Origin of the sequence: Streptoverticillium reticulum (assembly GCF_047456005.1) — a bacterium.
Classification (GTDB): Bacteria; Actinomycetota; Actinomycetes; order Streptomycetales; family Streptomycetaceae; genus Streptomyces; species Streptomyces reticulum.
Map to the genome: position 1 here is coordinate 5,787,803 of NZ_CP179755.1, position 13,387 is coordinate 5,801,189.

The 13,387-nt window shown below is 72.6% G+C and carries 13 protein-coding genes; 4 read left to right on the forward strand and 9 right to left on the reverse strand.

Annotated elements, in window-relative coordinates:
• Nucleotides 1-13: 13 nt before the first annotated feature.
• The 3 genes from ACMATS_RS26610 to ACMATS_RS26620 all read right to left on the reverse strand — a co-directional run bounded on the left by ACMATS_RS26610 (nt 14) and on the right by ACMATS_RS26620 (nt 3,257).
• Nucleotides 14-1,018, reverse strand: a complete 1,005-nt coding sequence (locus ACMATS_RS26610) for a ketoacyl-ACP synthase III (RefSeq protein ID WP_390777925.1) — start codon at nt 1,016-1,018, stop codon at nt 14-16.
• Complete coding sequence (locus ACMATS_RS26615; protein WP_391151488.1) at nt 1,015-1,974, reverse strand: ACP S-malonyltransferase; 960 nt, start codon at nt 1,972-1,974, stop codon at nt 1,015-1,017. The genes ACMATS_RS26610 and ACMATS_RS26615 overlap by 4 nt, the downstream gene beginning before the upstream one ends.
• Before the next feature lie 89 nt (nt 1,975-2,063).
• Nucleotides 2,064-3,257, reverse strand: coding sequence for a PucR family transcriptional regulator (locus tag ACMATS_RS26620; RefSeq protein ID WP_414169316.1), 1,194 nt, complete (start codon nt 3,255-3,257; stop codon nt 2,064-2,066).
• 69 nt (nt 3,258-3,326) lie between these two features.
• Between ACMATS_RS26620 and ACMATS_RS26625 the strand changes: the two genes are divergently transcribed.
• Nucleotides 3,327-4,001 carry a pirin family protein gene (locus tag ACMATS_RS26625; RefSeq protein ID WP_390777922.1) on the forward strand — a complete coding sequence of 225 codons (675 nt, stop codon included), beginning with the start codon at nt 3,327-3,329 and terminating at the stop codon, nt 3,999-4,001.
• Nucleotides 4,002-4,174: 173 nt separating this feature from the next.
• Here the strand turns inward: ACMATS_RS26625 and ACMATS_RS26630 are convergent, their stop codons facing one another.
• Nucleotides 4,175-4,984: a serine hydrolase domain-containing protein gene (locus ACMATS_RS26630; RefSeq protein ID WP_414169317.1), complete on the reverse strand. Its 810-nt coding sequence runs from the start codon at nt 4,982-4,984 to the stop codon at nt 4,175-4,177.
• An 89-nt stretch (nt 4,985-5,073) separates the two neighbouring features.
• Here ACMATS_RS26630 and ACMATS_RS26635 point away from each other — a divergent pair, with 89 nt between their 5' ends.
• Nucleotides 5,074-5,541, forward strand: a complete 468-nt coding sequence (locus ACMATS_RS26635; RefSeq protein ID WP_414169318.1) for a MerR family transcriptional regulator — start codon at nt 5,074-5,076, stop codon at nt 5,539-5,541.
• Entirely contained in the window at nt 5,538-6,554 is a 1,017-nt protein-coding gene (locus tag ACMATS_RS26640) for an aldo/keto reductase (protein WP_414169319.1), read from the forward strand. Before ACMATS_RS26635 ends, ACMATS_RS26640 begins: the two co-directional genes overlap by 4 nt.
• Nucleotides 6,555-6,580: 26 nt before the next feature.
• Here the strand turns inward: ACMATS_RS26640 and ACMATS_RS26645 are convergent, their stop codons facing one another.
• The 5 genes from ACMATS_RS26645 to ACMATS_RS26665 all read right to left on the reverse strand — a co-directional run bounded on the left by ACMATS_RS26645 (nt 6,581) and on the right by ACMATS_RS26665 (nt 11,643).
• Nucleotides 6,581-7,258 carry a response regulator gene (locus ACMATS_RS26645; RefSeq protein WP_414169320.1) on the reverse strand — a complete coding sequence of 226 codons (678 nt, stop codon included), beginning with the start codon at nt 7,256-7,258 and terminating at the stop codon, nt 6,581-6,583.
• Nucleotides 7,255-8,535, reverse strand: a complete 1,281-nt coding sequence (locus tag ACMATS_RS26650; protein WP_414169321.1) for a sensor histidine kinase — start codon at nt 8,533-8,535, stop codon at nt 7,255-7,257. The genes ACMATS_RS26645 and ACMATS_RS26650 overlap by 4 nt, the downstream gene beginning before the upstream one ends.
• 167 nt (nt 8,536-8,702) lie before the next feature.
• Nucleotides 8,703-9,557, reverse strand: a complete 855-nt coding sequence (locus tag ACMATS_RS26655) for a DUF4429 domain-containing protein (protein ID WP_414169322.1) — start codon at nt 9,555-9,557, stop codon at nt 8,703-8,705.
• 64 nt (nt 9,558-9,621) lie between these two features.
• On the reverse strand, nt 9,622-10,869 hold the full coding sequence (locus ACMATS_RS26660; protein WP_414169323.1) for an alpha/beta hydrolase: 1,248 nt from the start codon (nt 10,867-10,869) through the stop codon (nt 9,622-9,624).
• 96 nt (nt 10,870-10,965) lie between these two features.
• A complete protein-coding gene (locus tag ACMATS_RS26665; protein WP_390777973.1) occupies nt 10,966-11,643 on the reverse strand; it encodes a TetR/AcrR family transcriptional regulator in 678 nt (225 codons plus the stop codon).
• A 131-nt stretch (nt 11,644-11,774) separates the two neighbouring features.
• On the opposite strand from ACMATS_RS26665, the gene ACMATS_RS26670 reads away from it, so the two are divergent.
• Complete coding sequence (locus tag ACMATS_RS26670; protein ID WP_414170801.1) at nt 11,775-13,361, forward strand: MFS transporter; 1,587 nt, start codon at nt 11,775-11,777, stop codon at nt 13,359-13,361.
• Nucleotides 13,362-13,387 lie beyond the last annotated feature (26 nt).

A 13,387-nucleotide genomic window follows, 5' to 3' on the forward strand; every position in this document is an offset into this window, starting at 1 on the left:
GGCCGGATCTCGCCTAGGGGAGGGTAACGACCGTCGCGGCGTACGCGAGACCCGCCCCGAAACCGATCAGCAGCGCGGTGTCCCCGCTCTTGGCGGCCCCGGTCGCCAGCAGGCGCTCCATGGCCAGCGGGATGGACGCCGCCGAGGTGTTGCCGGTGGTCTCCACGTCCCGGGCGACCACGACGCTCTCCGGCAGCTTGAGGGTCTTGACCATCGAGTCGATGATCCGCATGTTCGCCTGGTGCGGGACGAAGACGTCCAGGTCCTCCGCGGTGATCCCGGCCTGGTCGAGCGCCTGCTGGGCGATCTTCGCCATTTCGAAGACGGCCCAGCGGAACACCGCCTGACCCTCCTGGGTGATCGCGGGGAACCGGACGTCGGTCTCCTCGCGGTACACGTCCCAGGCCACGGTCTGCCTGATGGCGTCGGCCTTGTCGCCCTCCGAGCCCCAGACCGTCGGGCCCATGGCGGGCTCCTCGGACGGGCCGACGACCACGGCGCCCGCGCCGTCGCCGAACAGGAAGGCGGTGGAACGGTCGTCCAGATCCGTCAGGTCCGAGAGCCGCTCGACACCGATGACCAGGACGTACTCCGCCGAGCCCTCGATGACCAGGCCCTTGGCCATGGCCAGGCCGTAGCCGAAGCCGGCGCAGCCGGCCGAGATGTCGAAGGCGGCGGGCTTGCCCGCACCGATCTTGTGCGCGATCTCGGTGGCGATGGCCGGGGTCTGCTTGAAGTGCGAGACCGTCGAGACGAGGACGGCGCCGATCTGCGAGGGGTCGATCCCCGCGTCGGCGATCGCCTTGCCGGCCGCCTCCACGGACATGGCGGCCACGGTCTCCTCCGGGCCGGCCCAGTGCCGGGTGGCGATGCCCGAGCGCGACCGGATCCATTCGTCCGAGGAGTCGATGCGCTTGAGGATCTCCTCGTTCGGCACCACCCGGACCGGTCGGTAGCCGCCGACGCCCATGATGCGCGCGTAGGCGGCACCCTTCGCGGGCTTGATCTTCGCGGTCATGCTTCTCGGACTCCTTCGTCGGCCGGGGTGGCGTGCTCGGCGATCAGGGCACGGGCGGCGTCGAGGTCGTCCGGGGTCTTGAGCGCGAGGGTCGCGACGCCCGGCAGGGCGCGCTTGGCCAGGCCCACGAGGGTGCCGCCGGGGGCCACCTCGATCAGGGCCGTGACACCCAGCTCCTTGAACGTCTCCATGCACAGGTCCCAGCGGACCGGGTTGGCCACCTGGCCCACCAGTCGCTGCACGACCTCCCGGCCGCCGGTGACGACGCGGCCGTCCTTGTTGGAGACGTAACGGGTGTGGGGGTCCGCCGGGGAGAGCTCCTGGACGGCGGCCTCCAGGGCCGACACCGCCGGGGCCATGTGGTGCGTGTGGAACGCGCCGGCCACCTTCAGGGCGACCACCTTGCGGGTGCCCTCGGGCTTGTCCTCGGCGAGCGCGGCCAGCTGCTCCATGGTGCCGGCCGCCACGATCTGGCCCGCGCCGTTGACGTTCGCGGGGGTCAGGCCGAGCTTCTCCAGGTGCGGGAGGACGGCCTCCGGGGTGCCGCCGAGCAGCGCGGACATGCCGGTCTCGGTGACGGCGGCGGCCTCCGCCATGGCCAGGCCGCGGGTGCGGACCAGCTTCATGGCGGCTTCCTCCGGCAGCACGCCGGTCAGCGCGGCGGCGGCGAGCTCACCGACGCTGTGGCCTGCGGAGGCGCCCACCAGGCGGGAGAAGTCCTGCGCCGTGGGGAAGAGCTGCCCTGCGGAGACCAGGGCGGCCGCGACCAGCAGCGGCTGGGCCACGGCGGTGTCGCGGATCTCGTCCGCGTCGGCGTTCGTGCCGTAGTGGAGCAGGTCCAGGTCGATGGCGGCCGACCACTCCTGCAGGCGGTCTGCCACGCCGGGGAGGTCGAGCCAGGGGGTCAGGAAGCCGGGCGTCTGAGCGCCCTGGCCGGGAGCGACGAGTACGAGCACCCTCACACTCTCTCTCGGGGACGGCATCGCCCACCCGTGGGGACAGGGACGAATAACCGTCGGGGGAATTGTTGACGTTCAACAAAAGCCTACGGCTGTGACTCCGCGTCGGCCAGACGTCCGAGGATCAGTGCGATCCGCAGCGTGAAGGCGGAACGGACGTCGGACGGTGACCATCCGGTGACGTCCGTCACACGTCGGAGGCGGTATCGCACGGTGTTGGGGTGGACGAACAACATCCTGGCCGCGCCCTCCAGGCTGCTCGCCTGCTCCAGGTAGACGCTGAGCGTCTCCAGCAGCGCCGAGCCCGCCTCCTCCAGCGGTCTGTAGATCTCCTCCACCAGCTGCTCGCGCGCCGCCGGATCCCCGGCCATCGCCCGCTCCGGCAGCAGGTCGTCGGCCAGCACCGGCCGGGGCGCATCCTGCCAGGCCGCACACGCCTTGAGGCCGGACGCGGCCGCCTGCGCGGACCTGGTCGCGGCCAGCAGGTCGGACACCACCGGACCTGCGACGACGGGCCCCGGGGCGAACGGGCCGATCAGCGACTTCGCCGTCTGCAGCGGGTTCTCCGAGCCACCGACGATCACCACCAGGCGGTCGCCGAGCACCCCCGTCAGCACCTGGACCTTGGCGTGCCGGGCGGCCCGGCGGATCGCCTCGACCGTCAGCTCGCTGTCCCCGTTCGGCGCCGTGCCCAGCACCACGGACACGTGCGAGGGCGAGTTCCAGCCGAGCGCCGCGGCCCGGGACAGCGCGCCCTCGTCGGCCTCGCCCGACAGCACGGCGTTGACCACCAGCGACTCCAGCCGGGCGTCCCAGGCGCCGCGTGCCTCGGCGGCCTGGGCGTAGACCTGGGCGGTGGCGAAGGCGATCTCGCGGGCGTAGACCAGCAGGGCCTCGCGCAGCGCCGACTCGTCGCCCGGCGCGGCCACCTCGTCGATGGCCGCCTCCATGACCTCGATGGTGGTGCGCACCATCTCCACGGTCTGGCGCAGCGTGATCGCCCGGGTCAGCTCGCGCGGCGCGGTGCCGAAGACGTCGGTGCTGATCGCCTGCGGGGTCTCCGGATGCCGGAACCACTCCGTGAAGGCCGCGATGCCGGCCTGGGCGACCAGGCCGATCCACGAGCGGTTCTCCGGCGGCATCGCCCGGTACCACGGCAGCTGGGCGTCCATCCGGGCGATGGCCGCAGCGGCCAGCGTTCCGGACGACTGCTCCAGACGGCGCAGGGTGGCGGTGTGCGGATGCTCCGGGGGCGGGGTGTCAGCGACTGGTTCAGGCACGGGGACAAGCCTGCCTTATCCGGGTCGGGTCCGGGGCTGCCGGGGGCACGGCGGAGCTACGGTGGGGCTGTGACGTATGTGCAGCGGGCTGCGGAACGCTTCCGGGGCGGCGACCCCGACGCCGGGATCGAGACCTGGCACGCCTTCTCGTTCTCCGGCTTCTACGACCCCGACAACGTGCGCTTCGGCCCCCTCGCCGCCTGCAACGAGGAGCGCCTGGCACCGGGCGCGGGCTTCGCGGCCCATCCGCACCGCGACGTGGAGATCGTCACCTGGGTGGTGGAGGGCGAACTCACCCATGAGGATTCCACGGGTCACGTGGAGGTCGTACGCCCCGGGGACCTGCAGCGGCTGAGCGCGGGGGAGGGGGTCCACCACTCCGAGCGCAACGAGGGCGCGGGCCCGCTGCGGTTCGTGCAGATGTGGCTGACCCCGTCCGACTCGGGCGGCGAGCCCTTCTACGAGGTGGTGCGGGGCGCCGGCGGCGGGACGCCGTACGCGCTGGGCCGGGCCGAGGCCGTGCTGCACGTGCGGCGCCTGGCCCCGGGGGAGCGGACGGCGCTGCCCGGGGCGCAGTGGCTGTACGTGCACGTGGTGCGGGGCGTCGTGCACTTCACGGGCACGACGCTGCGGGAGGGGGATGCGGCGCGGGTCTCCGATGCGGAGGAGCTGGACGCCGTTGCCGGCGACGGCGGTACGGAGCTGCTGCTGTGGGAGATGCACGCCGAGCCGCACTTTCCCTGAGCCCCGTAAGGGGCGCGGGGAACTGCGCGATCGGCCACGACGCTCCCGCAGTTGAGGTTCTCGGGGCTGTGCCCCGGACCCCTGGGGTGGTGCGTCGGCTGCGGGCCGGCGGGGGCTGATCGCGCCGTTCCCCGCGCCCCTTCGGGGCGCAGGCCAGGGCGCAGGCGAGGCGCCTACAGCTCGGCCAGCACCGCGTCCGTCAGCTGCGGCCATACCTCGACCGCCCACGGGCCGAACGCCCGATTCGTCAATGCCGCGCAGGCGACCCCGGCCTGCGGGTCCACCCACAGGAACGTGCCCGACTGGCCGAAGTGGCCGTAGGTCCTCGGAGAGGACGAAGACCCCGTCCAGTGCGGCGACTTGGCGTCACGGATCTCGAAACCGAGCCCCCAGTCGTTCGGGCGCTGATGCCCGTACCCGGGCAGCACCCCGGTCAGCCCGGGGAAGGCGACCCGGGTCGCCTCCTCCACCGTCGCCCGCGCGAGCAACCGCGGCGCCTGCAGCTCCGCCGCGAAACGGGCCAGGTCCGACACCGTCGAGACGCCGTCCTTCGCCGGGGAGCCCGGGAGGTCCGTCGACGCCATCCCCAGCGGCTCCAGCACCGCCTGCCGCAGGTACTCCGCGAACGGGATGTCCGTCGCCTTCGCGATGTGGTCGCCCAGCACGTCGAAGCCCGCGTTGGAGTACAGCCGCCGCGTGCCCGGCTCGGCCATCGTCCGCTGCTCGTCGAAGGCCAGCCCGGAGGTGTGCGCCAGGAGGTGGCGGACCGTGGAACCCTCGGGCCCCGCCGGCTCGTCCAGCTCGATCGCACCCTCCTCGACGGCGACCAGTGCGGCGTACGCGGTGAGCGGCTTGGTGACCGACGCGAGGGCGAAGCGCTGCTCCGTCGGCCCGTACGACCCCGCCAGGGTGCCGTCCGCCCGGACGACGGCGGCCGCCGCGGCCGGCACCGGCCAGCTCTTGATCAACTGCAGGCTCTCCATGACAGTGAGCCTACTTGCTTGGAGTGCGCTCGAAGTCTCTAGCGTTGAGCGCAACGCAACGACACCGATGCGACGTGGGGGGAAGCGGAATGACCGTCATCGACAGGACTCCGGTGCAGGTGACCCGGTGCTTCGAACTCGACCGGCACCGCGCCCGCCGTCCCGAGGGCCGGGACCGCTACACGATCACCGAAGTGGCCGTCTACGCAGGGCTGTCGGCGCACACCCTGCGCTGGTACGAGCGGATCGGGCTGATGCCCCACGTCGACCGCTCCCACACGGGCCAGCGCCGCTACACCGACCGCGACCTCGACTGGCTGGACCTGGTGGGCCGGCTGCGGCTGACGGGGATGCCGGTCGCCGACATGGTCCGCTACGCCGAGCTCGTCCGCGAGGGCGAACACACCCTCGCCGAGCGCGAGGAACTGCTCAGCACGCACCGCGAGTCCGTGCGGCAGCGCATCGCCGAACTGAACAGCACGCTCGAAGTCCTCGACTACAAGATCGACCTCTATGCCGCCCGACGCCGGGCGTCCGAAAGGGCTGACGCACGATGAGCAACGAGACCATCCCCACCGCACCGCTCGGTGCAGGCGGCCCCGAGGTCGGCATCCAGGGCCTCGGCTGCATGGGCATGGCCCACGCCTACGGCCCGACCGACACGGACGAGGCCCGGGCCACCCTGGAGCACGCGCTCGACCTGGGCGTCACGCTCTTCGACACCGCCGACATCTACGGCTTCGGGCGCAACGAGGAGTTCATCTCCCCCTTCGTGCGGGCCCACCGCGACCGCATCCTGGTGGCCAGCAAGTTCGGCATCGTGCGGCGCGAGGACGACCCCTCGTACCAGACGATCCGCAACGACCGTGCCTACATACGGCAGTCCGTCGAGGGCAGCCTGCGCCGCCTCGGCGTCGACCACATCGACCTCTACTACATGCACCGCCGCGAGGTGGAGGTGCCGATGGAGGAAAGCGTGGGCGCCATGGCCGAGTTGGTGCAGGAGGGCAAGGTCCGGCACCTCGGCCTGAGCGAGGTCTCGCCGGGCGAGCTGCGCGCGGCGCACGCGGTGCACCCGATCGCGGCGGTGCAGTCGGAGTGGTCGCTGTTCAGCCGCGATGTGGAGGAGGGCGTCGTGGCGGCGGCCCAGGAGCTGGGCGTGGCCTTCGTGCCCTACTCCCCGCTCGGCCGCGGCTTCCTGACGGGCTCTTTCGCGAGCGCGGAGAAGGACCTCGCGAAGGACGACTGGCGGCGCACGCAGCCGCGCTTCACCGGCGAGAACGCTGCGGCCAACGTGGCGCTGCTGGAGCCGGTCCGGGAGATCGCGCAGGCACGCGGCATCACCCCGGCGCAGGTCGCCCTGGCGTGGGTGCAGCAGCGGGCGTCCGTCCACGGCCTGACGGTCATTCCGATCCCGGGCACCCGCAAGCGGAGCCGGCTGGACGAGAACGTGGCGGCCACCCGGATCACGCTGAGCGCGGAGGAGCTGGCGGTGCTGGAGCCGATCGCCGGCAAGGTCGCCGGCACGCGGTACACGGACATGACGTTCACGGCGGTGGGCCGGGAGTAGGTTTCCGGCCCCCGGAGGGGGAGAGCTCAGCTCTCCCCCGGCGTCACCAGCCCCGACTCGTACGCGAACACGACGGCCTGCGCCCGGTCCCGCAGGTCCAACTTGGCCAGGATGCGGCCGATATGGGTCTTCACGGTCTGCTCGGCGAGCACCAGCGCCGCCGCGATCTCCTGGTTGGACAGTCCTCGGGCGATCAGCCCGAGGACCTCGGTCTCCCGCGGCGTCAGCCCGTTCAGCCGGAGTGCCGGGTCCCGGCGCCGGGCGGGACGCTGTGCGGCGAAGTCGGCGATCAGACGCCGCGTCACCGACGGGGCCAGCAGCGCCTCCCCGGCCGCCACCACCCGTACCGCCGAGATCAGGTCCGCCGGCGGGGCGTCCTTGAGGAGGAATCCCGAGGCGCCGGCGCGCAGCGCCTCGTAGACGTAGTCGTCCACGTCGAACGTCGTGAGCATCAGCACCTTCGGCCGGTGCACCACGCCCTTCGGAGGGTCGAGGATCTGCCGGGCGGCCTCCAGGCCGTCCATCTCCGGCATGCGGACGTCCATCAGCACCACGTCCGGGTGCCGTTCCCGGGCCAGGGCGACGCCCTGGCGGCCGTCCGCCGCGTCGCCGATGACGTCGATGTCCGGCTGCGCGGCCAGCAGCGCGGCGAAGCCCGCCCGCACCATGGCCTGGTCGTCGACGATGATCACCTTGATGGTCATGCAGCAGGGGGTTCCTTTTCCGTCAGGGGCAGCCTGGCCGCCACCCTGAAGCCTCCTTCCGGCAGCGGGCCCGTGTCCAGCGAGCCTCCCACCAGGCGCACCCGCTCCCGCATGCCGACCAGGCCGTGACCGGTGCCGGAGGTCTCCAGCGGGGCGTCCGGGCGGTCGGCGGCCGCGTTGACGACGAGCACTGTGAGGCCCGTGCGGCCGGGGTCGACGGTCAGCGACACCCGGGTCGCCGCGCCCGGCGCGTGCCGGACCACATTGGCGAGGGCCTCCTGCACGATGCGGTACGCGGACAGGTCGACCGCCTGCGGCAGGTCCGCGACCCCGTCGCCGATCGCCAACTCCACGGGCAGACCGGCCCGTACGGTCGCCTCGACCAGCTGCGGCACCCGCTCGGCACCGGGCTGCGGCACCCGCTCGGCGTGCGCCGTCTCCTCGTTGCGCAGCACGCCCAGCAGGCGGCGCATCTCGGTGAGGGATTCGCGCGCCGTCGCCGCGATCGCGCCGAACTCGGCGCTCGCCTCGGCCGGCAGGCCGGCGATGCGGTACGGGGCGCTGTCGGCCTGCACGGTGATCACGGACATGTGGTGGGCGACGACGTCGTGCAACTCCCGTGCGATGCGGGCCCGTTCCTCCAGCAGGGTGCGCCGGGCGCGCTCCTCCTCGCTGATGGTCTCCTGCTCGGCCAGGGCGCGCCGCGCGTCGCCGCGGGCGCGCAGGGCGGCGGCGAGCAGGAGCAGCACCCCGGAGAGGGCGACGAGCGAGGCCCAGGTGTTCGTGCCGCGCTGCGGTGCGATGTCGTGCAGCACCAGGCTCGCCCCCGCCAGCAGCAGCCAGGCCGCGATGAGCGTACGGCCCTTCTCCCGCAGCCCGAGGGCGAACGTCAGCACCAGCATGCCGATGGTCTCCATGGGCGGCCACGGCCACGGCTCCTTCGGCGCAGGGGGCGCGGCCAGCAGCACGAGCGTGCCCGCCACATCCGCGACGAACGCGACGGTCCAGGCGAGCAGCGGGCGCCGGACGGCGATCAGCAGGGGCGCGGTCTGGAGGACGGCGAGGACGAAGGCGAGGGAGGCGTCCATCCCGTAGTTCTTCGGGAGCACCTGCGCCGTGGTCGGCAGCAGGACCGCGACGAACAGCCAGGCGACGGCATACGGCAGAAGCCGCACCGTGCGCCGGGGGGAACGGCCGAGGAGGGGTTCCGGCGGGCCTGCGGGGGTGGCGAGGCTGCGCAGGAAGCGCAGCACGGCGGCGGGTTGTGGCTGGGGCATGACGTCGCTCAGCCTAACGAGCGGGGCCCGCGGCGGCGTCACACCACGGTGCCAATACCCCGGTACTAGTGGGGTTCACGCCCCGTAAGGGGCGCGGGGCTGTTCACATATGCGGCTCCGCCGCGTGGGCGCGACAAGCCACGACGTACCCGCAGTCCTTCGGGGCGCTACAGCTCCGCCAGCAGCTCCGCCTTCTTGGAGGTGAACTCGTCGTCGGTCAGCAGCCCCGCCTCGTGCAGCGCGCCCAGGTGCCGGATGCGGTCGGCGATGCCTCCCGGGTCGGGCCGGGCGGGCGAGGCGGACGGTGTTGGGGTCGCGGCCCGGACGGCCGCGAGGACCGCGGCCGCGAAGGGCAGGGACTCGTGGACGAGGCCGTAGCCCCGGCCGAAGACGACGGACGCCAGGTCCTGGTCCGGCTCGGCCGGCGGGCGGTCCGCGTCGCCGCGGGGCACCAGCCGCAGGTGCCCGCCCTCCGGGGAGCCGGGGGAGCGCCACCGGACGCCCGCCAGCGCGGCCACGGGGAAACGCTGGTCGCCGGCCTTCCACTTGGTGGAGGAGGCGCCGGTCCAGAACCAGCGGAAGTGCACGGCCGAGCCGTCGAACGACGCTTTGCCGTCATAGGCCTTGAAGGACAGCGGCGGCGCGGGGGCCGCCACCAGATGCCGCTCGGCGGGCTCACCGGCCGCGGGGCCCAGGGCGGACCGTATCTCCGCCGCGTAGTAGGCGGCGAGCGGCTCGCGTTCGGCGGGAAGCACCAGCCGGTAGGGGTCGTTGCCCTCCTTGAGCCGGCCGTCGGCCACGTCCATCAGCGGATCGGCCCCCGGTCTGGGCACCGCGCGCAGCACCACCGTCCCGTGCCTCCCCGGGGCCTGTTCGACGGCCGCGAGCGCCTCGTACGGGACGCGCCGCTCGCCGAGCACCTGGAGCAGCTTCGGTGTGCGGATCCCCCGTTCGAAGCGGATGAGCACGGAGTCGGTGTCGAACTCCCAGACGGTGTGGAAACCCGTCAGCACATCACCCATGGGCTCATCGTATGCGGCAGCTGTGCGGCCGTCCCCCTTCCGGTCGCTACGCGCGTGGAACCCCTCAGGCCGCGCTGCTGTTGGCCGCCGGGCCCAGATTTCCCGTGCAGGCACTGGTGTCCCCGGCGCACCGCACGCCCGCGGGACGGCCGACGCCGATGTCCGCGAAGTTGGCGAGGCTGGTGGTGCCGGGCGCGAAGTAGCCGGCGTGCCCGCGGGCGCCCGCGGCGGACAGCACCCGGGCGCCGAAGCCCTCGGAGACGGGGTCGGCGCCGTGGCCGAGGCCGCCGACCTCCATGTGCGGGACGCCCTGGATCCAGTCGTCCTCGTCGCGCATGGCCCATATCCGGGCGCTGGTGTGCAGGTCGGAGGCGTGCTCGGCGCGCATGCCGGGGCTGCCGGCCACGGCCACGTCGGTGACCCGGGGCGAGAGGTCGCGGGCCGCGACGCCGCACACCACCGAGCCGTAGCTGTGGCAGACCAGCGAGACCTGCGAGTCGCCGGGCAGTGCCCGCACCAGGGCGCGCAGCCGCAGGGCCCCCTCGGTGGCGAGCTTGCCGGTGGCGGCCTCCACGCCGACGCCGACGGGGGCGGTGTAGTCGGCCCAGGCGATCACGGCGGTCCGGGTGCCGGGGCTCGCCGCGTGCTCGGCCTCGTACAGGGACTCGGCCATGCCGACCGGGGCGCTGTAGGAGCGCTGGCTCTTCTCGAACGTCAGCACGTTGGTGTCGACGCCGGGGACGATCACGGAGACCCGCTCGGCCCGGTCCAGGTCGCCGAAGACCTCGGCCACGCGCCCGTCGCCGGTGGAGTCGAAGGCCAGGATCTTCCGGCCGCCCTCCGCGAGCGAGTCGAAGCGGTGCATCCGGCGCGCGGCGTCGCCGCGCCCGGCGGGGGTGAGCCCGTTGGAGTGCGTGCGGCGCTCCTCGACCGTGCGGGCGGCCTCCAGGGCGATCCGGTTGGCCCGGTAGCGCAGCTCGACGGGGGCGCCGTTGAGGTTGCCGACGACGAGCGGGTAGCGCTCGGCGAGCTTCTCGCGGTCGTGCCCGGTGAGCGCGCCGAAGAAGCGCGCCAGGGCGTCGGGGGCGGACTGCGGGGAGGGCAGCGGGTGACCGCCTATGGAGCCGTGCAGCCAGGCGCTGAGCGCTGCCGCCCGCGGGTCGGCCGCCGGCTTGTGGCTGCGCACGGCCGTCCAGCCCGTCGTGGCGAGCATGACGAAGACCACGGCCAGCGCGAGCAGTGCGCGCCAGACCGTGGTGGCGGTCGTCCACGGCAGGGGGGAGGGAGAGCCGAGCTCCGGGAATGAAGTCACCGCGGACCACAGTAGGAGAAACCCCGGTGCCTCCGCGAAATCGGTGAGCTATCTCACGTTTGAATGAGCGCCGTTGAGAGATATTTCATCGCGGTCTCATGCCTTCTGATCAACTCCGCCGTTTTTACGCCACTCTTCGGCAAGTGCCGGGCCGATCTGATCCAGGTACTCCGAGGTGATCCGGCGGAGTTCGCCCATGTCGCCGTCCAGGTTCTCGCCCCAGACCTTGCCCGTCACCCGCATCACCCCGCTGAACGCGGCGACCAGGATCCGCGGCCGGGGGTCGGTGCGCACGTCCAGGCCCTCGCGGCGGCCGATCTCCTCGGCGAGCCCGTCCTCCAGCTCCGCGAGGCGGCGCAGGTGGGCGGCGAGCAGCTGCGGGGTCGACTCGATCATCCGGTAGACGCGGACGTGCAGGTCGATGGGGACCAGGGCGGTGATGATCTCGCCCGTGTTGTCCCAGGAGTCCAGGGCCGCGTTGCGCAGCGCGGCCAGCGGCGCCTCGCCGGCCGGCCGGGCGCGCAGGGCGGCGAGGAACTGGGCCTCCACCATGTCCTGTACGGCGAGGGCGACTTCCTCCTTGTTGGCGAAGTAGCGGAAGAAGGTCCGCTGCGAGACGTCCGCGGCGGCGGCGATCTCGTCGACCGTCGTCCCCTCGTAGCCCTTGTGGGCGATCAGCTCCAGGGCGGACCTGATGAGCGCGTCCCGGGTCCGCGCCTTCTTGCGCTCCCGCAGTCCCGACGGCGGTGCCGCGCCTCCCGTCACGCCTTCGATCGCGTGCACTGTCGTCTCCTCCGCCGAGTCGGTGCTGTCCTGCGCCGGCCGGGCCGCCGCGAAAAAATGGCAGGCGCCGACTCATGATTTTGATTGTCAAGTGTCAGCGGCTGCCATAATATCGGTCCATGATGTCTCGGACCACCGTCGCCGACGCGACGCCGCCGGCTCTCGGGCCCCGGAAAGGATTACGGGGCCATCCCTGGCTGACGCTCATCTCCGTCGCCTTCGGCGTGATGATGGTCGCGCTCGACGGCACGATCGTCTCCATAGCCAACCCCGCCATCCAGAAGGACCTGGGCGCCTCGCTCGCCGATGTCCAGTGGATCACCAACGCCTACCTCCTCGCCCTTGCCGTCGCCCTGATCACGGCCGGCAAGATCGGTGACCGCTTCGGCCACCGCCTCGTCTTCCTTATCGGTACCACCGGTTTCGCCTTCTCCTCCGGACTCATCGCCCTCTCCCACGGCGTGTCGACGGTCGTGGGCCTGCGCGTCCTGCAGGGCCTGTGCGGCGCGCTCCTGATGCCCTCGGCCCTCGGGGTGCTGCGCGCGACCTTCCCCGCCGAGCGGCTGAACATGGCCCTCGGCGTGTGGGGCATGGTCATCGGCGCCTCGACGGCCGGCGGGCCGATCGTGGGCGGGCTGCTCGTCGAGCACGTCAACTGGCAGTCCGTCTTCTTCATCAACGTGCCAGTCGGCGCCCTCGCCGTGGTCCTGGGCCTGCTGTTCCTCAAGGACCGCCGCGCCGAGCACACCTCCCGCAGCTTCGACGTGCCGGGCATCGTGCTGCTGTCCGCCGCCATGTTCTGCCTCGTCTGGGCGCTGATCAACGCCGCCGACTGGCACTGGGGCAGTGCGAGGACGCTGCTCTTCCTCGGCGCCTCGGCGCTCGGCTTCCTGCTGTTCGCCCTGTGGCAGCTGCGCTCCCGCGAACCGCTGCTGCCGCTGGGCCTGTTCCGCTCCGTACCGCTCTCCGCGGGCACGGTGCTGATGGTGCTGATGGCCTTCGCCTTCATCGGCGGGCTGTTCTTCGTGACCTTCTACCTGCAGAACGTGCGCGGGATGTCCCCGGTCAGCAGCGGTCTGCACCTGTTGCCCACCACCGCGATGATGATCGTCGCCTCACCGCTGGCCGGAGCGCTCATCACCCGCATCGGGCCCCGCATCCCGCTGGCCGTGGGCATGGCCTCCACGGCGGTGGCCTGCTTCGGGCTCGCCGCCCTGACGCCGCACACGAGCACGCTGCTGATGTCCGTCTGGTTCGTCCTGCTCGGCATCGGCCTCGCGCCGACCATGGTCGGCGCGACCGAAGTCATCGTCGGCAACGCCCCGTTGGAGCACGCCGGGGTGGCCGGCGGTCTCCAGCAGTCGGCCATGCAGGTGGGCGGTTCGCTGGGTACGGCCGTGCTGGGCGCGGTCGTCGCGTCGCGGGTCAACCACCTGCTGCCGGACAACTGGGCCGCCGCCGGGCTGCCGCGCGGCACGCCGGAACAGATGGCACAGGCCGACAGCGCGGTCCAGGTCGGGGTGGCACCGGTACCGCCGGGCGCCCCGCCGGAGTTGGCGGCGCGGATCTCCACGGTGGCGCACGACACGTTCGTGTCGGCCATGAGCACGGGCTTCGTGGTGTCGGGCTGTATCGCCGTGTGTGCGGCGGGAGTTGCCCTCCTCACGAGGCGAGGCCAACACGCGACGGAGGGCGCGGGCGCCCTGTAAGGGGCGCGGGGAACTGCGCGAGCAAC